This window comes from Pedobacter sp. (assembly GCF_040513095.1).
Lineage (GTDB): Bacteria > Bacteroidota > Bacteroidia > Sphingobacteriales > Sphingobacteriaceae > Pedobacter.
In genome coordinates this window covers 1-19,608 of the sequence record NZ_JBEVDX010000126.1, presented here as the reverse complement: position 1 = coordinate 19,608, position 19,608 = coordinate 1, and the positions used below count along the sequence as shown (strand labels likewise).

Annotated in this window: 20 protein-coding genes; 15 read left to right on the top strand and 5 right to left on the bottom strand. The window is 44.0% G+C overall.

Translation table 11 applies throughout. The features are described 5' to 3' along the window. The first annotated feature begins 4 nt into the window (after positions 1–4). The 12 genes from ABWY16_RS14520 to ABWY16_RS14465 all read left to right on the top strand — a co-directional run bounded on the left by ABWY16_RS14520 (position 5) and on the right by ABWY16_RS14465 (position 12,738). Positions 5–1,057: a sugar phosphate isomerase/epimerase family protein gene (locus ABWY16_RS14520; protein ID WP_353905362.1), complete on the top strand. Its 1,053-nt coding sequence runs from the start codon at positions 5–7 to the stop codon at positions 1,055–1,057. An 18-nt stretch (positions 1,058–1,075) separates the two neighbouring features. Further along, positions 1,076–1,489, top strand: coding sequence for a c-type cytochrome (locus ABWY16_RS14515; RefSeq protein ID WP_353905361.1), 414 nt, complete (start codon positions 1,076–1,078; stop codon positions 1,487–1,489). 46 nt (positions 1,490–1,535) lie between these two features. Beyond that, the gene (locus ABWY16_RS14510) at positions 1,536–2,993 is read left to right on the top strand and encodes a Gfo/Idh/MocA family protein (RefSeq protein ID WP_353905360.1); all 1,458 of its coding nucleotides are present in this window, start codon (positions 1,536–1,538) and stop codon (positions 2,991–2,993) included. 11 nt (positions 2,994–3,004) lie between these two features. Next, a complete protein-coding gene (locus tag ABWY16_RS14505) occupies positions 3,005–3,700 on the top strand; it encodes a 3-keto-disaccharide hydrolase (RefSeq protein WP_353905359.1) in 696 nt (231 codons plus the stop codon). A 19-nt stretch (positions 3,701–3,719) separates the two neighbouring features. After that, positions 3,720–4,964, top strand: a complete 1,245-nt coding sequence (locus ABWY16_RS14500; protein ID WP_353905384.1) for a nucleoside permease — start codon at positions 3,720–3,722, stop codon at positions 4,962–4,964. A 2-nt stretch (positions 4,965–4,966) separates the two neighbouring features. Then, entirely contained in the window at positions 4,967–5,857 is an 891-nt protein-coding gene (locus tag ABWY16_RS14495) for a hydroxypyruvate isomerase family protein (protein WP_353905358.1), read from the top strand. Positions 5,858–5,867: 10 nt separating this feature from the next. After that, on the top strand, positions 5,868–6,737 hold the full coding sequence (locus tag ABWY16_RS14490) for a sugar phosphate isomerase/epimerase family protein (RefSeq protein WP_353905357.1): 870 nt from the start codon (positions 5,868–5,870) through the stop codon (positions 6,735–6,737). Positions 6,738–6,913: 176 nt separating this feature from the next. Then, positions 6,914–7,906, top strand: coding sequence for an aspartate-semialdehyde dehydrogenase (locus ABWY16_RS14485; protein WP_353905356.1), 993 nt, complete (start codon positions 6,914–6,916; stop codon positions 7,904–7,906). Between the two features lie 77 nt (positions 7,907–7,983). Then, on the top strand, positions 7,984–9,378 hold the full coding sequence (gene dacB, locus ABWY16_RS14480; RefSeq protein ID WP_353905355.1) for a D-alanyl-D-alanine carboxypeptidase/D-alanyl-D-alanine endopeptidase: 1,395 nt from the start codon (positions 7,984–7,986) through the stop codon (positions 9,376–9,378). Positions 9,379–9,553: 175 nt separating this feature from the next. After that, positions 9,554–11,458 (top strand): beta-N-acetylhexosaminidase, encoded by a 1,905-nt coding sequence (locus ABWY16_RS14475; protein ID WP_353905354.1) that lies wholly within the window; start codon positions 9,554–9,556, stop codon positions 11,456–11,458. 4 nt (positions 11,459–11,462) lie between these two features. Then, a complete protein-coding gene (locus tag ABWY16_RS14470) occupies positions 11,463–12,272 on the top strand; it encodes a tRNA pseudouridine synthase A (RefSeq protein WP_353905353.1) in 810 nt (269 codons plus the stop codon). 67 nt (positions 12,273–12,339) lie between these two features. After that, a complete protein-coding gene (locus ABWY16_RS14465) occupies positions 12,340–12,738 on the top strand; it encodes an acyl-CoA thioesterase (protein WP_265793676.1) in 399 nt (132 codons plus the stop codon). Here ABWY16_RS14465 and ABWY16_RS14460 read toward each other — a convergent pair. The 4 genes from ABWY16_RS14460 to ABWY16_RS14445 are packed head-to-tail and all read right to left on the bottom strand — an operon-like array spanning position 12,735 to position 16,057. After that, complete coding sequence (locus ABWY16_RS14460; RefSeq protein WP_353905352.1) at positions 12,735–13,238, bottom strand: shikimate kinase; 504 nt, start codon at positions 13,236–13,238, stop codon at positions 12,735–12,737. The genes ABWY16_RS14465 and ABWY16_RS14460 overlap by 4 nt on opposite strands. 3 nt (positions 13,239–13,241) lie before the next feature. Beyond that, positions 13,242–14,297, bottom strand: coding sequence for an ABC transporter permease (locus ABWY16_RS14455; RefSeq protein ID WP_353905351.1), 1,056 nt, complete (start codon positions 14,295–14,297; stop codon positions 13,242–13,244). 1 nt (position 14,298) lies between these two features. After that, on the bottom strand, positions 14,299–15,450 hold the full coding sequence (locus ABWY16_RS14450; protein WP_353905350.1) for a BT_3928 family protein: 1,152 nt from the start codon (positions 15,448–15,450) through the stop codon (positions 14,299–14,301). 55 nt (positions 15,451–15,505) lie between these two features. Next, positions 15,506–16,057 (bottom strand): DUF1599 domain-containing protein, encoded by a 552-nt coding sequence (locus ABWY16_RS14445; RefSeq protein ID WP_353905349.1) that lies wholly within the window; start codon positions 16,055–16,057, stop codon positions 15,506–15,508. A gap of 56 nt (positions 16,058–16,113) precedes the next feature. Between ABWY16_RS14445 and folP the strand changes: the two genes are divergently transcribed. Together folP and cdaA are read left to right on the top strand one after the other, a co-directional pair. Continuing rightward, positions 16,114–16,971: a dihydropteroate synthase gene (gene folP / locus ABWY16_RS14440; protein WP_353905383.1), complete on the top strand. Its 858-nt coding sequence runs from the start codon at positions 16,114–16,116 to the stop codon at positions 16,969–16,971. A 30-nt stretch (positions 16,972–17,001) separates the two neighbouring features. Then, positions 17,002–17,793 (top strand): diadenylate cyclase CdaA, encoded by a 792-nt coding sequence (gene cdaA / locus ABWY16_RS14435; RefSeq protein ID WP_353905382.1) that lies wholly within the window; start codon positions 17,002–17,004, stop codon positions 17,791–17,793. Between the two features lie 68 nt (positions 17,794–17,861). Here cdaA and ABWY16_RS14430 read toward each other — a convergent pair whose 3' ends face one another. After that, complete coding sequence (locus ABWY16_RS14430) at positions 17,862–18,272, bottom strand: BrxA/BrxB family bacilliredoxin (protein WP_142527261.1); 411 nt, start codon at positions 18,270–18,272, stop codon at positions 17,862–17,864. 242 nt (positions 18,273–18,514) lie between these two features. On the opposite strand from ABWY16_RS14430, the gene ahcY reads away from it, so the two are divergent. After that, positions 18,515–19,608 (top strand): adenosylhomocysteinase (ahcY, locus tag ABWY16_RS14425; protein ID WP_353905348.1); only part of this gene is annotated, 1,094 nt, incomplete at its 3' end.

Here is a 19,608-nt window from a genome sequence, read left to right as displayed (position 1 = left end):
CAAGATGACAACACTTAAAGGACCAGCAGTTTTTTTAGCACAGTTTATTGGAGATGAAGAACCCTTCAACTCGCTCGAAGGTATCTGTAAATGGGCGGCAGACCTGGGTTTCAAAGGCATTCAGATGCCTACTCTTGATACCAGGTTTATCGACCTGCAAAAAGCAGCCGAAAGCAAAACCTACGCAGATGATCTGAAAGGACAGATAGCAGGTTACGGACTGGAGATCACAGAACTTTCTACACATATCCAGGGTCAGCTGGTAGCTGTAAACCCGGCATTTGACAAGGCATTTGACGGTTTTGCACCGGCAAACCTGAGGAACAACCCCGCAGCAAGAACAGAATGGGCCGTGCAGCAACTGAAGTACGCGGCTAAAGCGTCTCAAAACCTGGGATTAAATGCACATGCTACTTTCAGCGGATCACTTTTATGGCATATGTTCCATCCATGGCCGCAGAGACCGGAAGGATTAGTGGATGCGGGATTCACTGAACTTGCACGCCGCTGGCTGCCGATCCTGAACGAATTTGACGAATGCGGAGTAGATGTATGTTATGAGATCCACCCCGGTGAAGATCTTTTTGACGGTATTACCTATGAAATGTTCCTCGAAAAAGTAAACAATCACCCAAGGGCATGCTTATTGTATGATCCTTCACACTTTGTATTACAGCAGCTGGACTATATCCAGTATATTGATTTTTACCACGAACGCATTAAGGCCTTCCATGTCAAAGACGCAGAATTTAACCCTACCGGAAGACAGGGAACCTTTGGCGGATACCAGAGCTGGGCAAACCGCGCAGGGCGCTACCGCTCCCCGGGAGACGGACAGGTGGATTTTAAAACAATATTCAGTAAACTTGCCCAATATGATTTTAAAGGCTGGGCAGTAATGGAATGGGAATGCTGTATCAAGGATTCTGAAACCGGAGCAAGAGAAGGCGCCGAGTTTATTAAAAAACATATTATCCCGGTTACTACCAGGGCCTTTGATGATTTCGCCGCTACCGGTGCTGATGAGGCTTTTAACCGACAAATATTAGGTATATAATAATTAGCACAAATAAGAATGAAACACACAACACTACTGATCCTGGGCTGCCTTGGCTTAACTATCGCTTCCTGCGGAGGTTCTTCCCAGCAAGAGGAGACAATCAAGACGAAATCTACTACGACAACTACGACTGATAGCAGCACAACTGTGAGTGCTGAACCAACGGGAGCTGAACTTCCCGGTAAAAAACTAGTTGCAATGGCCGACTGCGTGGGCTGCCACAATGAAACACAAAAGGTAATCGGCCCTGCGTATGTGGATATTGCCGCAAAATACCCTTCCAATGAGGCAAATATCAGCCACCTGGCGGATGTTGTTATTGCAGGAAGCAAAGGTACATGGGGAGATTTGCCAATGACGCCTCACCCTAACCTGAGCAAAGACGACGCAAAACTAATGGTGACCTGGGTATTGTCACTAAAAAAATAAACCTTTTAAAGCCAGATATCTCTATCTAACCAAATATTTTTATCTAATGGACAAAACAAATAAAGACGTGAATGCCGCCAGCAGGCGTGCATTTATAAAAAATACTGCAATAGCAGGTGCATCATTTATGATTTTCCCCCGTCACGTTTTAGGAGGGAAAGGTTTTACAGCTCCGAGTGACCGGCTTGTCATAGCGGGTATAGGTGTAGGTGGAAAGGGCGCGGGCGATATTGCTTCTTTTTATAAAAGTGGCAAAGCAGATATTGGATTTCTTTGTGATGTGGACACCAAAAGAGCTGCTGCAACGGTGAAGGCTTTCCCTAAAGCCAAGTTCTACAGGGACTGGCGTGAAATGCTGGACAAAGAACACAAAAATTTTGATGCAGTAAGCATATCGACACCTGACCATAGTCATGCTATGATTACGGTTGCTGCAATGCAGCTGGGGAAACATGTTTATGTGCAAAAACCCCTTACACATGATATTTACGAAGCCCGGAAATTAACCGAAGCTGCGAAAAAATATAAAGTGGTTACCCAGATGGGCAACCAGGGCGCATCAAATGATGGCCCGCGGCAAATGAAAGAATGGTATGACGCAGGGCTGATTGGCGATGTGCATACAGTTTATGCCTGGACAGACCGCCCGGTCTGGCCTCAGGGTATTCCATGGTCGGCCAATAAAGCTGAAATACCGGCAACGCTCGACTGGGACCTCTGGCTCAACAATGCCCCTTACAAAGAATATGTAGATAAACTGGTTCCATTTAACTGGAGAGGCTGGTGGGATTACGGAACGGGCGCTTTAGGCGATATGGGCTGCCACCTGATCGAAGCTCCCTTCAGTGTACTGGGACTGAAATATGCAACTAATGTACAGGCCAGTGTAGGTTCTGTTTATGTGGATGAATTCAAAAGAGGGTATTTCCCTGAAAGTTGCCCCCCATCAAGTCATGTAACGCTGACTTTCCCTAAAACACCAAAAACCCAGGGCGAGGTAACGCTGCACTGGATGGACGGAGGAATACAGCCTACTCGCCCCGAAGAACTGGATGCCAATGATGTATTTGGTGATGGCGGCAACGGTACGCTGTTTATCGGAACCAAAGGAAAAATGATGAGCAGCACTTACAGTGCTAATCCGCGATTGCTTCCATTGAGCCGCAACAAAGACATTAAAGTTCCTGAAAAGTTTGCACGTGTTGCCGGTGGAGCAAACGGGCACTACGCACAATGGGTTGAAGCCTGCATTGCCGGTTACGGCAAAAAAGAAGTGAGTTCTCCCTTTGAGATCGCCGGCCCCTTAACTGAAGCCTTGTTAATGGCTAACCTCGCCATCCGCGGAAACGATGTGCAAAGAACATCGGCCGATGGCAAAATCACTTATCCAGGCAGAAACATACAACTGTTATGGGATAACGACAACATGAAGGTGACCAACTTCGATGATGTAAACCAGTATGTAAAAAGAGAATACCGCAAAGGATGGACACTTGGCATATAAATATCAGAACTATGAAATTACACAATATATCGGCTGCACTGTTGCTCACAGCAATGATCAGCACCAATAGTATGGCACAAAAAACTGAGAAAGGTTTTGTTAACCTGTTTGATGGTAAAACTACAACCGGCTGGCATAGCTACGGCAGAAATTTAGCCGGACAGGCATGGAAGGTTGAGGAGGGTGCACTTCACCTGGTACCTACCGGTAAAAAGGAAGATGAAGGTGACCTCGTGACCAACAAGGAATACAGTAATTTTCATCTGAAGGTAGACTGGAAAGTTGCTCCTGGTGCAAACAGCGGTATTTTATTCCATATAAAGGAAGATGCAGAAAAATATCACCAGACCTACAGTACCGGCCCTGAAGTACAGGTAATTGATAACGATGGCCATTCTGATGGTAAAATTCCCAAACACCGTGCGGGAGACCTGTATGACCTTGTTAAAAGCAGCTCTGAGCCGGTAAAACCTGTTGGGCAATGGAATACAGCCGAGATCATCAGCAACAGGGGCAAACTGGAGATTAAATTAAATGGCGTCACTGTAGTTTCTACAACACAATTTGACGATAACTGGAAAACATTAATTGCTGGCAGTAAATTTGCAAAATGGGAAGGCTTTGGTACATTCACTTCCGGAAAGATATCACTGCAGGACCATGGAAACGAAGTATGGTACCGCAATATCATGATCAAAGAACTATAAACACTATAAACCAAATATGATGAATGTAAATACCCGAATCAAGTTATCACTAATGATGTTCCTGGAGTTTTTTATCTGGGGCTCATGGTTCGTTACCCTGGGTACTTTTTTAGAAAAAAATCTGTCAGCTACGGGATCGCAAACAGCAGCAGTATTCTCCACGCAGTCCTGGGGCGCAATCATTGCACCATTTATTATCGGTCTGATAGCCGACAGGTTCTTTAACGCTGAAAGAATACTGGGCGTACTGCATATCATCGGCGCTATCCTGATGTATCAGATGTACACTGCTACGAATGTGGATGCCTTTTATCCCTATGTACTTGGCTACATGATCCTGTTTATGCCTACCCTGGCACTGGTCAATTCTGTGGCATTTAACCAGATGAAAGATGCTGAGAAGGAATTTTCAAACATCAGGTTTTGGGGCACAATCGGCTGGATCGTAGCCGGTCTGTTCATCAGCTATTTATTCCTGTGGGATTCTGCAGAAGGACTGAGCTCAGGATTGTTAAAAAATACTTTTGCAATGGCAGGAATAGCTTCGCTAATCCTTGGATTATTCAGCTTCGCCTTACCAAAAACACCGCCAAAAGTGGCAAAAGATGAGAAGATCAAACTTTCTGATATCCTCGGACTGGATGCACTCAGCCTGCTGAAAGATAAAAACTTTGCAGTGTTCTTTATTTCTGCAATTCTAATCTGTATCCCGCTGGCCTTTTATTACCAGAATGCACACCCTTTCCTTTCGAGCATTGGGGTTGCCGGACCGACCGGGAAAATGGCAATCGGGCAAGGCTCTGAAGCACTGTTCCTCCTGCTGATCCCCGTGTTTTTTAAACGCTTCGGATTTAAGATCACTATATTGGTAGGTATGCTCGCATGGGCTGTACGCTACGCTTTATTTGCTTACGGAAATGCAGGTGAACTGAGCTTTATGCTGATCATTGGTATTGCATCACATGGCGTTTGTTATGATTTCTTCTTTGTATCAGGCCAAATCTATACCAACTCAAGGGCTGGTGATAAATACAAAAGCGCTGCGCAGGGTTTAATTACACTGGCAACCTATGGAGTGGGCATGCTGATCGGATTTGAAGTTGCCGGTATGATTACTGACAGCTATAAACTGGCCGATGGATCAATTGACTGGAAGATGGTATGGATTATTCCAGCGGGAATCGCACTGGTAGTATTCCTGCTTTTCACAGTCTTCTTTACTGATAAAAAAACAACTCCGGACACTCAATTAAACCACGCTTAACCATGGGAACTGAACAAAGCCGCAGAAAAATGTTAAAGACAATGATCACGGGCAGCGCTGTATTGGGTGCTTCAGTGGCCATGCCGGGACTCGCTATGGAAAAAGAAACGACTACAGCCGCACCTAAATTGAAAGGCAATGTTAACCATTCTGCCTGCCGCTGGTGTTATAGCGGCATCGAGCTGGATGCACTATGCGCTGCCGGAAAAGAAATGGGATTGAAAGGGATCGACCTGGTTGGCCCATCAGAATGGCCGACGCTGAAAAAATACGGATTGTATTCTTCGATGTGTAACGGTGCCGAAATCAATCTGGTAGATGGTTTCAATGATCCGGCATTTCATCCAAAGCTGATTGAAAACTACAGCAAAATGATCCCTCTCGTTGCGAAAGCAGGTTATAAAAACCTGATCTGCTTTAGCGGAAACCGCAGGGGAAAAGATGATGAAACCGGTTTAAAAAACTGTGTGGAAGGACTGAAACAATTGATGCCTCTGGCAGAAAAACATGGCGTTGTACTCGTTATGGAACTGCTCAACAGCAAGGTAAACCACAAAGATTACCAGTGTGACCATACTGCCTGGGGTGCCGAACTGGCAAAAAGACTGGGATCTGAAAACTTTAAGCTGCTTTATGATATTTATCATATGCAGATTGATGAAGGGGACGTGATCAGAAATATCCAGACCTATCACCCCTACATTGCGCATTACCATACCGGAGGTGTTCCCGGAAGAAATGAAATTGATGAAACGCAGGAACTGTATTACCCCGCGATTATTAAGGCTATCCTGGCAACAGGATTCAAAGGATACATAGCACAGGAGTTTATCCCTAAACAGGAAGACAAACTGGCATCCCTGAGAAAAGCCATTACAATATGTGACCAATAAACTATTAACTATGAATTCGAGAAGAGATTTTATCAAACTGGCAGGCTTAGCTGCTGCAGGTGCAGCAATTGCACCTTCCTTTGCTTTCGCAGCTCCGGCCAAAATTGTAGGCCTGCAATTATATTCATTACGTGAAGAATTACCAAAAGACTTAAAAGGTACGATTGCCAATGTTGCCAAAGCAGGGTATAAAGAAGTAGAAACTTACGGCTATTCGGTCAAAGACGGGTATTGGGGATTGGATGCCAAAGCATTCAAAGCACTGCTTACTGCAAACGGTCTTACCGCACCAAGCGGACATTATGGTATGGATAAGTTCATCAGCACCGGAGATCAGGAAGAACTAAAGTCTTACATTGAAGCTGCAAACATACTTGGCAGCTCGCATATCACGGTGCCTTACCTGGGTGACAACCTGAGAAAAGCTGAGGGCGACTGGAAAAACGTAGCTGACAAACTAAATGAAGCTGCAGTGCTGTGCAAAGCGGCAGGCCTTAAACTGGGCTACCACAACCATAATTTTGAGTTTATCAAATATGGCGAAACCACAGGTTATGAGATCATGCTCAAAGGAACAGATCCAAACCTCGTTGATTTTGAAATGGACATTTACTGGGTAGTGAGATCAGGCAATGATCCTGTGAAACTATTTACTGAGTTCCCGGGACGTTTTCCAATGTGGCACGTAAAAGACATGGATAAAGTGGACAATACGATCAATACAGAGGTAGGTACAGGAACAATCGACTTCAAAACGCTTTACAAAAGTGCTAAACTGGCCGGATTAAAACACCTGATCGTAGAACAGGAGAACTTCTCCATGGACCCTTATAAAAGCATCAAACAAAGTGCTGATTATGTGAAGAAAAGCATTTTATAAAATACAGTAGCCTCAGGATGCTGTAAATAAGCAAACTTTTTCTCATATTTGAATGTAGATGTCATCAGCCTAACGGTTGGTGACATTTTCATAACCTTTAAACTCTAATAAACAAAAAATGAAACCCTCCTCGGTAGATGAGAGCTTCATTACCTTTAAATTCAAATAAAAACAAAATGAAAATCGCAGTTGTAGGTGCTACTGGTTTAGTAGGCACTGTAATGTTAAAAGTACTGGAAGAACGTAATTTCCCTCTGACCGAATTAATCCCGGTTGCATCAGAAAAAAGTGTTGGTAAAGAAATCACTTTTAAGGGTAAGCAGTTCAAGGTGGTTAACATGGAAACTGCAATTGCCATGAGACCGGATATTGCTTTATTTTCTGCCGGAGGCAGTACTTCATTGAAGTATGCCCCTCTTTTTGCTGAAGCTGGTACAACGGTGATCGACAATTCATCCGCATGGCGTATGGATCCATCGAAGAAACTGATCGTACCGGAAGTAAACGCTTATGAATTATCTATTGACGATAAGATCATTGCCAATCCAAATTGTTCAACGATCCAAATGGTAGTGGCTTTAAAACCATTACATGATAAATACAGAATTAAACGTGTTGTTGTTTCTACTTACCAGTCTGTAACAGGAACCGGTGTGAAAGCAGTAGAGCAGATGATGAACGAACGTAAAGGCATTACTGATGGCCCTATGGCTTATCCGTACCAGATCGACCTGAACGTGATCCCGCAGATTGATGTTTTCGAAGCGAACGGATATACCAAGGAGGAAATGAAAATGATCAAGGAAACCCGTAAGATCATGGGCGACGACAATATTCGCGTTACAGCTACTACAGTGCGTATCCCGGTAATGGGTGGCCACTCTGAATCTGTAAACATTGAGTTTGAAAACGACTTTGACGTGGCTGATGTAAAATCCCTGATGGAAAAAACACCGGGTATCATTCTGGAAGACGACATCGATAACCTTAAATATCCGATGCCTAAAGACGCACATGAAAAAGATGAAGTATTTGTAGGCCGTATCAGAAGAGATGAGTCGATGCCAAATACGCTGAACATGTGGATCGTAGCTGATAACCTGCGAAAAGGTGCAGCGACAAACGCGGTACAAATCGCAGAATTTTTAGTACAAAAAGAACTGATCTAAGAAAGATCATTCCCATACCGATGTGGTTTAGATACAGCAACTGTTGTAGCTAAACCACATTTTTATTTTTATTGAATATGTTAAAAAGATCGCTGGTATTCCTTTTTGCCTTATCGCAAACGCTCTCTTTTGCCCAGAGCCCTGCTCAGAGAATCGCACAATCCTTTAATACCTTACTGGAAGATCCTCAGGCTAAATATGCGATTTGTTCCATATGCGTTCTGGACGCAAATACCGGGAAACAGATCTTTGCAAAAAATGAAAATACCGGGCTTGCCACAGCTTCTACCTTAAAAACTATAACTTCCGCAACTGCATTCTCCCTACTGGGGAAGGATTTCCATTACCAGACTACACTGGGATACAGCGGAAGCATTGCTGCTGACGGTACGCTGATGGGAGATGTAATCATCACCGGCGGCGGTGACCCCACCCTGGCATCCTGGAGATACGAAAATAAGGAAGCTGCTGTTCTCAGTCAATGGGTGGCTGCAATAAAGGCTGCGGGCATTAAAAAGATTGAAGGGAAAGTTATTGGTGATGACCAGCTGTGGGGAACACAGGGCACACCTGAAGGATGGACCTGGCAGGATATGGGAAATTATTTCGGCGCCGGTCCTTCAGCGCTCAGCTGGCGGGAAAACCAGTTTGATATCAAACTGCGCGCAAACAATAGTGTCTCCATTTTAAGGACAGTACCTTCTATGCCTTACCTTACGATCGTCAATGAATTAAAACCCGGAGAACCGGGAAGTGGCGACAGGGCTTACGCCTTTCTACCTCCCCTGGCCAGTATTGCTTATCTCAGAGGAAGCTGGGCAAGAGAAATCGGCAAAAGCGGGATTTCGGTTGCATTGCCAGACCCCGCATTTGACGCAGCATTCCGCCTTCAGGATACCCTGGAAAGAGCGGGCATCAGGGTAAGCACGGCTGCAGCTTCTGCAAGGCAGATTACTGCAGCAAAAAAACAGCTGCCGGTAAGCAATCAAAAATTAATTACCATCACCTCCCCTTCCTTGGCAGAAATCGTCTTCTGGCTCAATAAAAAAAGTGTAAACCTTTACGCAGAACACCTGCTCAAAACAATTGCATGGAAAGCCGGAAAAGAGGCTACTACAAGCAACGGAGCAAACACAGAGATAAAATACTGGGCAAGCAAAGGGCTGGACAGAAATGCGCTGAACATTATTGACGGCAGTGGCCTGTCTCCTGCAACCAGGGTAACCACTTCGGCCATGGCCAGCATCCTGTTTCAATCGCAGAAGGAAGATTGGTTCCCTGATTTCTATAAGTCGTTGCCCGAAAATAACGGCATGAAACTTAAAAGTGGTACCATTAACGATGTATCAGCTTTTGCAGGTTATTACACGGCTGATAATGGCAACAAGTATGTGATCGTTATCAATATCAATAATTATTCCGGCAGCGGCATCAATCCTAAACTATTCAGGGTGCTCAACGCCTTAAAATAATACCGGATAATCAAAATGTTGTTAAACTCTTAACAGAAATCCTGTATTTATCCACATTTTACTAAATTGCAGCCTTTTAGCAGGCACCCGCGCAAAACACCCTCTTTTTTTTATGAACAAATTCGTAACTTTTATATGCTGTTTTTTTATTTACACAAGCGCATATAGTCAACAAATGGGATCTGGAAATACGACATTACCGGCGGCAGATAGCAGCGCCGGACCTGCAAACAGGCCGCCAGAGTTTGCTATTATTCCCGAACCTGTATCCCTGCTCAAAACAAGCGGACAATTTACGCTTCCGGAAAATGTGATCATTCTGGCTACGCCTGAAATGAAACAGGTAGTAGATTATTTAAAAGAAAAGATAGCTGTGCCGACCGGCAGGTTCGTTGCTGAATATACGAATACATCGGCACCGGCCTCGATCCGTTTGATGCTGAATAACAAAGCCAACCCGCAGTTGGGAACTGAAGGATATCAGATTTCGATTACACCCACATTGGTAGTGATCAAGGCAAACAAAACTGCCGGATTATTCTATGGCGTACAAAGTTTATTGCAGCTGTTTCCAAAAGAGATCGAATCGAAAGAGCTGGTTGAAGATATGACCTGGAAAATCCAGTGTGTGGAAATTACGGATTACCCGAAGCTGGCCTGGAGAGGATTAATGTTTGATGTGGCACGCCATTTTTTCACTAAAAATGAAGTAAAGCAATACATTGATGCGATGGTCCGCTATAAGTATAACCTGCTTCATCTGCACCTTACTGATGATGAAGGCTGGAGAATTGAAATCAAGGGACTGCCCAAGCTGACTGAAGTAGGGGCATGGAATGTAAAGAAAACAGGCGAATTTGGAAGTTTCAGCACTCCCGGACCTGATGAACCCCGTACATACGGCGGCTTCTTTACACAGGATGATCTACGCGAGCTGATCAGGTATGCGAAAGACAGATTTGTAGATATCATGCCCGAGATTGATGTTCCGGGACACAGTCTTGCAGCAGTTGCCTCCTATCCTGATTTGTCATGCACCCCTGCAGCGGTAAACTATAGGGTTCGTTCAGGGGAGAAGATTATGGACTGGTCGCACGGCGCTCCGCCTATAGCACTCGTAGACAATACGCTTTGTCCTGCCAATGAGAGAGTCTACAGTTTCCTGGATACGGTAATTACTCAGGTAGCCGCTTTGTTCCCATTTGAATATATCCACATGGGCGGTGATGAAGCCCCGGAAAACTTCTGGCAGAAAAGTGATGCGATTAAGGCACTGATGCAAAGAGAAGGCCTCAGGGATATGAAGCAGGTACAGGGCTATTTTGAAAAAAGGGTACAGAAGATTGTAGAATCCAAAGGCAAAAAATTTATGGGCTGGGACGAGATCATGAACAGTGATATCCCTGCAAGTGCAGGCATCATGAGCTGGAGAAGCAGCCAGTTTGGTATCGAAGCCTCACATTTGAAACATGAAGTGGTCATGGCGCCCCAGACTAATGTTTACCTGGATCTGATGCAGGGCGATGTAATTACAGAACCTAAAGTATATAATTCCGTTCGTTTGCCCAAAGCCTATGAATTTGATCCCGTACCAGCCGGAGCCGATCCCAAGTATATCCGGGGTGGACAGGCCAATCTGTGGACAGAACAGATTTACAATATCCGCCAGGCAGAATACATGACCTGGCCAAGAGGTTATGCCATTGCAGAATCCGTTTGGTCGCCAAAGGAAAAGAAAAACTGGACAAATTTTATCGGTAAAATGGAAGTGCATTTTAAACGGATGGATATTGCGGAAACAAAATATGCACCGAGTATTTACGATCCGATATTTAAAGCAAGCAGGTCTGCAGACAGACAGGTGATGGTAGAACTGATCACGGATATTGACGGACTGGACATCTATTACAGTTTCGACAACTCCTTCCCGGACAGGTTCTATCCAAAATATACAGAGAAACTATTGGTACCCAAAGATGCCAGCCTGATGCGTGTAATCACTTACAGGGGCAATAAACCAATAGGCAGAATGATTACCATATCTGTAGATGAGCTGAACAAAAGAGCAGGAAAAAGATAAGATCTTGAGATACTTTGTACATATTGGCTACAATGGCCTGCAATATAACGGATGGCAGAAACAGGCTACGGTGATGAATGTGCAGGGTGTTATAGAAAAATCCCTGAGCGATATCTTTAAAACCCTAATTGCAATCAATGGTTGTGGAAGAACGGATGCACAGGTGCACGCCAGTCAGTTTTTCTTTCATATGGACATTGAACATCCCTGGGATTTCGACCTGGTTTTCAGGCTGAACAAACTGCTGCCATTAAACATAGCGGTGTATGACATCATTCCTATGGATGGTTTGCCACATGCGCGTTTCGACGCGGTACAAAGATCATACGATTATTTTCTGCATACCTACAAAGATCCATTTTTAAACGGCCTTAGTTCGTATTACCTGCTGGACGGACTGGACTGGGACAAGATGAAGGACGCAGTGGCCCTGCTTCCATTATACAAAGACTACCGCGCGTTCTGTACCCATCCTGACAAGTATGAGCACACCCTGTGTTATGTACGTTCTGCAAGCCTGATGGTGGATGAGAAAGGTGATAAACTCAGGTTCCAGATCTCCTCTAACCGTTTTCTTGGAAAAATGATCCGTATCCTTATGGGGCAGCTGCTAAAAATCGGCAAAGGCACACTTAGTGTAGATGAATTTGAAAGCCATCTGATCAGCAAGCAGACACCGGCACTGATTACACCAGCCCATCCCCAGGGATTATACCTTTCCAAGGTAACTTACCCCTATCTGGATCTTGCTCCGAGAACAGATTTTTCCGCTATACTGCAGAGGCAATCGGATACTTCCTGGAAAAAGCTATAGTATTCTTTACGCTAAGGTGAGATAAGACCATTCAGAAACTCTTATTTTTGTAGAAAACCTGAATATTATGAATTTCCACACCAGAAAATGGATAAAACCCGAAGATTTAAATCCTAACGGCAGTTTATTTGGAGGTAGCCTGCTCAGATGGATAGATGAAGAGGCAGCTATTTATGCAATTGTACAATTGGGCAATCCCAGAGTGGTTACAAAATATATTTCTGAGATCAACTTTGTAAGTTCTGCGAAACAGGGTGATATTATTGAAATGGGAATTACGGCTGTTGCTTTTGGAAACACATCGCTCACAATGGTTTGTGAAGTACGAAATAAGATTACCAGGAAAAGCATCCTGACCATCGATAAAATGGTATTTGTAAACGTTGATGAATACGGTAACCCTGTACCTCATGGCAGAACACAGATCAAATTTATTGAAGAGCAGTTTGCTGCGGAAGACAATTAATTTTCCTGCACAGCCCTGATAATATCATCAGGGCCCAGGCCGATGCCGCTCAGGGTGACCCAGGCCTGCTCATAAAACGGCCCGCGTTCAGTCAGTTTGTTTTCTATAAAATCAACCACCCCTTCCGCTGTGAGACCCCGCAGCAGAGGGCGCTTGGCTATTCCCTTTTCCAGCCTTTTGGCAAGTGCAACAGCAGATAGCTGAATATATACGGTAGTTCCATTTGCATTCATCCATTCCATATTGTCAAAAAAACAAGGAGTACCACCACCGGTAGCAATGATACAGTGCTCTGCATAGGCATAGTTTTTCAGTGTTTCGCTTTCCAGCTTTCTGAAAGCTTCTTCGCCTTCAAGGGCAAAGTAATTTGCAACAGTAGTGCCGGTTATACGTTCAATCTCATGGTCGAGGTCCAGCAGCTCAATTCCCTGCTTTGCTGCTATCTTCTTTCCCAGCGTTGTCTTGCCGCATCCCATAAAACCAATCAAAAATATCTTCATCACTTAAGCCAATTTTACCCTTGGATCTGCAAAGGCATACAATATATCTACTAAAATATTAATTATCACAAATATCAGGGCAATAAACAGAATGGATCCCATCACTACCGGAAAATCTGACATTTCCAGGGCTTTGACTGTAGTTCTGCCCAGACCGTTATAGCCGAAGATATACTCTACAAAAAAGGAACCGGCAAGCAGCGAGGCAAACCAGCCGGAAATTGCCGTAATCACCGGATTCAAAGCATTCTTCAAAGCGTGTTTATAAATTACCGCAAAGCGTCCGAGGCCCTTTGCCCGGGCAGTGCGGATGTAATCCTGACCCAGTATATCCAGCATAGCAGTTCTTGTGAGCTGTACAATAATAGCCAGTGGACGAAGGCCTAGAGTAATCACAGGTAAAATAAGATTTTTGAGTGTAATCACTTCCCCGCGAAAGGGATCGTAACTGTACAGGCTGCCCGACATGTTTAAGCCGGTATAAGGCCCGAGAACAAAACCGAAGAACCAGGCGATGATAATCCCGGCAAAAAATGCAGGTGCAGAAATGCCCAGTATAGCAAATGCGTTGGCAGCATTATCAACCCAGGTATTTTTATAAACTGCCGAAACAATCCCGAGGAATACCCCGATCAGCGTAGCAAATACCATGGAGGTGATGGCCAGGACAAAAGTATTTGGAACCGTTTCCCCTAAAATGGTTGCCACTTCACGCTTGGTCTGATAAGACCGCCTCAGGTAAGGGATCTTCAGGGCAATAACATGAGAGGAAAGTGGTATCAGAGGGATGTAGTTGTATTTTTCCTGTTCCTGAGCTGTATTCTCATGATACCCGACAGGAGAAAGATCATTGATAAATAACAGGAATTGCATGGGCTTGGATTTATCCAGTCCGAACTCTTTGCGGACGGCCTCAAGCGATTGTACATCGGCACGTTGTCCCATGGTCATTCGTGCCGGATCACCGGGCAGAATGTTAAAGAGAACAAATACCACTACTACAACACCCGCCATCACGGCGAATCCATAGAATAATTTCCTGAGTGCGTATGACCACATGTTATTTATCGAAATAAGCCGTTTTTAATTTTTCAAATGAAGGCATCGCCTGGTAGCTCCATTTGTTAATTACCACTCCGTTTTTCAATAACAGCACGCCCGGATTGGCCCTCACCATACTTTTAAGGGGCACGGCATCAGCATAAAATATCTCCGACAGCACTTTATTGCGTTTGCTGAAAGCATCCGCATCCTGTGCAGAATTGGACGTAAGCAATACCGTACGGATATTGAATTGCTCAGTTGCATCCAAAGTAAGTGCATTGAGTTTTCCTATGGCCTCTGTATTGGTATCGTTCAGGTTATAAGCAACAATAATAATGTTATAATATGGGTTTTCGAGTAATTCTTTGGTGTAATTGGTGCCTGCAGCATCACTGATGATCAGGTCCTTTATTTTAGGTTCATATCCTTTTTTGACCAGCTGCTGCACAGGATCGCCAACAATCTGCCAGTTGGTATCTTTCCAGATCTCGGTTTTCAGGTAATCTTTGTCGCTCATCTCCTTACTTTCACCTGTAGCCTTATTTTTTAGCTTATACATGATCAGGTACTGGTCAGGCTCTGCACCATCAGGAATTTTCATCGCTTCAGGCAGGCTTGCACCAACTTTGTACGGAAGAAAATCGATCACCGGAAGGTAACTGTAGGTATAAATTGTAAAGATGAAAGAAGCCGCTACCACAGCAATCAGCGCAATCTTCTGTGCACCTGCATTCTGCGTAACAGGCCGTATTGCGTTACGATGCATAAACAGGTAAACAATCAGTAACAGCAGCACAAGGTCTTTCGAAAAAGACTGCCATGGCGTTAAAGGAATGGCATCCCCGAAACATCCGCATGAAGTAACTACTTTAAAAGCTGCAGATACAAAAGTGAGGAATGTAAAAAAGATAATGATCCCCAGCAAGCCTGTGGCAACTTTTTTATTCCAGAAACCAAATAGCAGCAATGCTCCCAGGACGATCTCCAGTACACAAAGGATCATCGCTATACCTGTGGCATAGGGACTAAAAAAGGAAATATGAAATACATCAAAATATTCCTCCAGTTTATAACCGAAGCCCAGCGTATCATTCGCCTTGATCAGTCCGGAGAAAATAAAGAGTACCCCTACAAATATTCTTGAAAAATTTAACGCGACCTTATTCATTTGCCTAAATATCGTTACTGCTGATCATATTGTTGCCAATACAGCGTTATTGTTACTACGCTTCCGCTTTCAGCTCCATTTTAATCAACGCAAAAACAGCATAATTGAGCATATCCTGGTAATTGGCATTTACACCTTCAGAAACTACAGTGGCCCCAAGGTTGTCTTCAATTTGCTTAACCCTGAAGATCTTCATCAGAATGAGGTCTGTCAGTGAACTGATCCTCATATCTCTCCATGCTTCCCCGTAATCATGGTTCTTGGCAAACATCAGGTCTTTGGTTTCCTGTACCTTTTCATCAAACAGTGTTTCGACCCTGCCGAGTTCCAGTTCCAGCGCATCATTTTCATCCATATCAGACTGCATCATGGCAATTACACAGTAATTGATGATCCCTATATATTCGGGTATGATCCCCTCGCCTACTTTAGATACTTTTTTTTCTTCCAGCGTGCGGATGCGCTGAGCTTTGATAAATAGCTGATCTGTGATAGAAGGCAGGCGAAGAATGCGCCAGGCGGTTCCGTAGTCTTTGGTTTTCTTTAAAAAAAGCGATCTGCAGACCGCAATTACTGAATCGAATTCTTGTGAGGTATTTGTGGCCAAAACAATTAAAATATTTAGTTTAAAGCTGTTTTAATACTGTATTTTTGTATTAAATGATGGCTAAAGATACGTTTTTAAACCGAAAAGTTACACTAAACCTCAAAGGTGAACTGCTGGATTTAAGCAGGCCCTGTGTGATGGGCATCCTGAATTTAACACCTGATTCTTTTTACAGCAACAGCAGGATCAGTTCCGTAGACCGCGCACTGGAAAGAGTAGAAACCTGCTTAAATGAAGGTGCGGCTTTCATAGATATCGGTGCTTATTCTTCGCGCCCGGGCGCTGATGACGTCAGTACTGAAGAAGAGCTGAACAGGATGATCCCGGTAGTTGAGGCCATCAGTAAAACATTTCCGGAAGCCAGGTTGTCCATTGATACCTTCAGGGCTAAAGTTGCCAGGGAAAGTATCGAAGCCGGGGCTCACCTGATCAATGATATTTCAGGGGGAGAACTGGATGCAGAGATGTTTGAAACAGTTGCCGCTCTGCAGGTACCTTACATCCTGATGCATATGAAAGGCAATCCCCAGAACATGCAGGAACACCCTGTTTATAAGAATGTAAGTCTCGATGTAGTAGATTATTTTGAACAAAAACTCAGTGTCCTGAAGAAACTGGGCGTGAAGGATATTATTCTTGATCCGGGTTTCGGCTTTGCCAAAACGATTGCCCACAATTATGAGCTGCTTAACCACCTGCAGAACCTGGATATCTTTGCTCTTCCCGTACTGGCAGGTTTCTCCAGAAAATCGATGATCTATAAATTTCTGGGCACAAGTCCTCAGGAAGCCCTGAACGGCACAACAGTACTCAATACGCTGGCGCTGCAGAAAGGCGTAAGCATACTCCGGGTGCACGATGTAAAAGCAGCGGCAGAATGCATAGCGCTTGTCGAAAAAGTGCATGAGCAGTAATATTTCCTTAAAATACTTAACTTGGCACTGATGAAAGGCTTCGACTTTGATTTTCTTACCATAACTGTCACGGATGTAGTGGACATTTTGTTCGTTGCCTTCCTGATCTACTATACCTATAACCTCATCAAGAATACGATGGCGGTCAACCTGCTGCTGGGAATGGTGATTATCCTGATCCTGTGGTTTGTGGTAGATGCCTTAAATATGCGCCTCCTGTCTGCAATCATCAACAAGTTCATGAGCGTGGGAGTCATTGCCATGATTATTATTTTCCAGCCAGAGATCCGGCGTTTTCTGCTGATGATAGGAAAAAACACATTTTTGCAGAAAAACAAGGCCTGGTGGGGCTATTTGTTTGGCAGTAAAGATATCGAACGCGATAACCTTGTACGGATTAAACCAATCATTGATGCCTGCAAGAGCATGAAGAAATCCAGGACCGGTGCACTGATCGTTTTTGTAAAGTTTTATGATGACCAGCTTTTTGCGAACAGCTGTGAGCTCATCGATTCCAAAATTTCGAAACGTTTGCTGGAAAGCATCTTTCAGAAATACAGCCCGCTGCATGATGGCGCTGTTGTTATTGCCGAAAATAAGGTTAAAAGTGCCAGCTGTATCCTGCCACTGACTGACAATGATAAACTCCCTCCGCAATTTGGCCTGCGCCACCGTGCCGGGATCGGTATTTCGGAAACTACTGATGCCGTGGCGGTTATTGTTTCTGAAGAAACCGGTGAGATCGCCTATGCGAAGCAAGGCAGGGTAAGGATGAATGTGTCCTTTGGGGAACTGGAGAAGTTGCTGAACAAGGACTTTTAGGCAAAAAAAATCCGGCACAGGGCCGGATCTCTTTTTACCGGTTGTTCACCGGAAATTATCTTTAATGACTAGCAGTACTGATCAAAAGCACCCATCAGGTTTTCTGCGATCATTTGTGCCGGACGGCCTTCAATCTGATGACGTTCGATCATGTGAACCAGCTTACCGTCTTTGAACAAAGCCATAGCTGGTGAAGATGGAGGGAAAGGCATCATGTAACTTCTTGCCCTGTCAACCGCATCCTTTTCCATACCTGCAAAAACAGTGATCATTTTATCAGGATGTTTTTCATTGGACGCTGCCAGTCTTGCTGCCGGACGTGCATTCGCTGCTGCGCAACCGCAAACAGAGTTAACCACAACAAAAACAGTTCCTTCACCGGTAAGGGCATTATCTACCTCTTCTGCTGTTTTCATTTCTTCAAAACCTACTTTGGTTAATTCCGCACGCATAGGTTCTACTAAATATTCTGGATACATATGTAAGATGCTTTAAATATTATTATTCAATTTTCTTTGCAACAAAGGTACACCGAGATTCAGTAGCATCAAAGGAATTTAGTTTTTGCGGAGGTTTTTTACCTTTTGATTACTTTGTTTTGAGGCGGCAGCTCTTCGCTAAATCCTTTGGATTCAACACCATTCTTTCGTCATATCCCAATTCCATTTTGTTATTGATTAGGAATTGCAGTAAATTTGCAGTTCACAAAACAAATAACAATATGTCATCAGTAGAGACTACTTACATCCCTTACAAAGTAAAGGATATTTCACTGGCAGAATGGGGCCGCAAAGAAATCGGATTAGCTGAAGCAGAAATGCCCGGCTTAATGTCATTACGCGAAGAATTTGGTCCGTCGAAACCACTAAAAGGTGCGCGCATTGCAGGTTGTCTGCACATGACCATCCAAACTGCAGTTTTAATTGAAACATTGGTTGAACTGGGTGCAGAAGTAACCTGGTCTTCATGCAATATTTTCTCTACACAAGACCATGCCGCTGCTGCTATCGCTGCTGCAGGTATCCAGGTTTATGCGTGGAAAGGCCTTAACGAAGAAGAATTTGACTGGTGTATCGAACAAACTTTACATTTTGGTCCTGAGCAACAGCCGCTGAACATGATCCTTGACGATGGTGGTGACTTAACCAACATGGTATTTGACAGGTTTCCTGAACTGATTGCTGCAATCAAAGGTTTATCAGAAGAAACTACTACAGGCGTTCACCGTTTGTATGAGCGTATGAAAAACGGTACGTTACATTTACCTGCAATCAACGTAAATGACTCTGTAACAAAATCTAAATTTGACAATAAATACGGCTGCCGTGAGTCATTGGTAGATGCGATCCGTCGTGCTACTGATGTAATGATGGCTGGTAAAGTTGCTGTTGTTGCAGGTTATGGTGATGTTGGTAAAGGTTCTGCAGAATCTTTAAGCTCACAAGGCGTGAGGGTTATCGTTTCTGAAATTGATCCTATCTGTGCATTACAGGCGGCAATGGAAGGTTACGAAGTGAAGAAATTTGCTAATGCTGTTAAAGAAGCAGATATTGTTGTTACTACTACAGGTAACTGCGACATCGTTCGTGCGGAGCACTTCAAGACAATGAAAGATAAAGTTATCGTGTGTAACATCGGTCACTTTGATAACGAAATTGATGTTGCATGGTTAAATACCAACTATGGCCACACTAAAGTAGAAATCAAACCACAGGTTGATAAATATACAATTGATGGTAAAGATGTAATCCTGCTTGCAGAAGGACGTTTGGTAAACTTAGGTTGCGCAACTGGTCACCCAAGTTTTGTAATGTC

Bases quoted from the DNA above. Each gene is read 5' to 3' on its own strand.
- dacB (WP_353905355.1), top strand. From the start codon at position 7,984: ATGTTAAAAAGATCGCTGGTATTCCTTTTTGCCTTATCGCAAACGCTC.
- ABWY16_RS14500 (WP_353905384.1), top strand. From the start codon at position 3,720: ATGAATGTAAATACCCGAATCAAGTTATCACTAATGATGTTCCTGGAG.
- ABWY16_RS14465 (WP_265793676.1), top strand. From the start codon at position 12,340: ATGAATTTCCACACCAGAAAATGGATAAAACCCGAAGATTTAAATCCT.
- cdaA (WP_353905382.1), top strand. From the start codon at position 17,002: ATGAAAGGCTTCGACTTTGATTTTCTTACCATAACTGTCACGGATGTA.
- ABWY16_RS14505 (WP_353905359.1), top strand. From the start codon at position 3,005: ATGAAATTACACAATATATCGGCTGCACTGTTGCTCACAGCAATGATC.
- ABWY16_RS14475 (WP_353905354.1), top strand. From the start codon at position 9,554: ATGGGATCTGGAAATACGACATTACCGGCGGCAGATAGCAGCGCCGGA.
- ABWY16_RS14510 (WP_353905360.1), top strand. From the start codon at position 1,536: ATGGACAAAACAAATAAAGACGTGAATGCCGCCAGCAGGCGTGCATTT.
- ABWY16_RS14455 (WP_353905351.1), bottom strand. From the start codon at position 14,297: ATGTGGTCATACGCACTCAGGAAATTATTCTATGGATTCGCCGTGATG.
- ABWY16_RS14495 (WP_353905358.1), top strand. From the start codon at position 4,967: ATGGGAACTGAACAAAGCCGCAGAAAAATGTTAAAGACAATGATCACG.
- ABWY16_RS14520 (WP_353905362.1), top strand. From the start codon at position 5: ATGACAACACTTAAAGGACCAGCAGTTTTTTTAGCACAGTTTATTGGA.
- ABWY16_RS14460 (WP_353905352.1), bottom strand. From the start codon at position 13,238: ATGAAGATATTTTTGATTGGTTTTATGGGATGCGGCAAGACAACGCTG.
- ABWY16_RS14485 (WP_353905356.1), top strand. From the start codon at position 6,914: ATGAAAATCGCAGTTGTAGGTGCTACTGGTTTAGTAGGCACTGTAATG.
- folP (WP_353905383.1), top strand. From the start codon at position 16,114: ATGGCTAAAGATACGTTTTTAAACCGAAAAGTTACACTAAACCTCAAA.
- ABWY16_RS14450 (WP_353905350.1), bottom strand. From the start codon at position 15,450: ATGAATAAGGTCGCGTTAAATTTTTCAAGAATATTTGTAGGGGTACTC.
- ABWY16_RS14430 (WP_142527261.1), bottom strand. From the start codon at position 18,272: ATGTATCCAGAATATTTAGTAGAACCTATGCGTGCGGAATTAACCAAA.
- ABWY16_RS14490 (WP_353905357.1), top strand. From the start codon at position 5,868: ATGAATTCGAGAAGAGATTTTATCAAACTGGCAGGCTTAGCTGCTGCA.
- ABWY16_RS14515 (WP_353905361.1), top strand. From the start codon at position 1,076: ATGAAACACACAACACTACTGATCCTGGGCTGCCTTGGCTTAACTATC.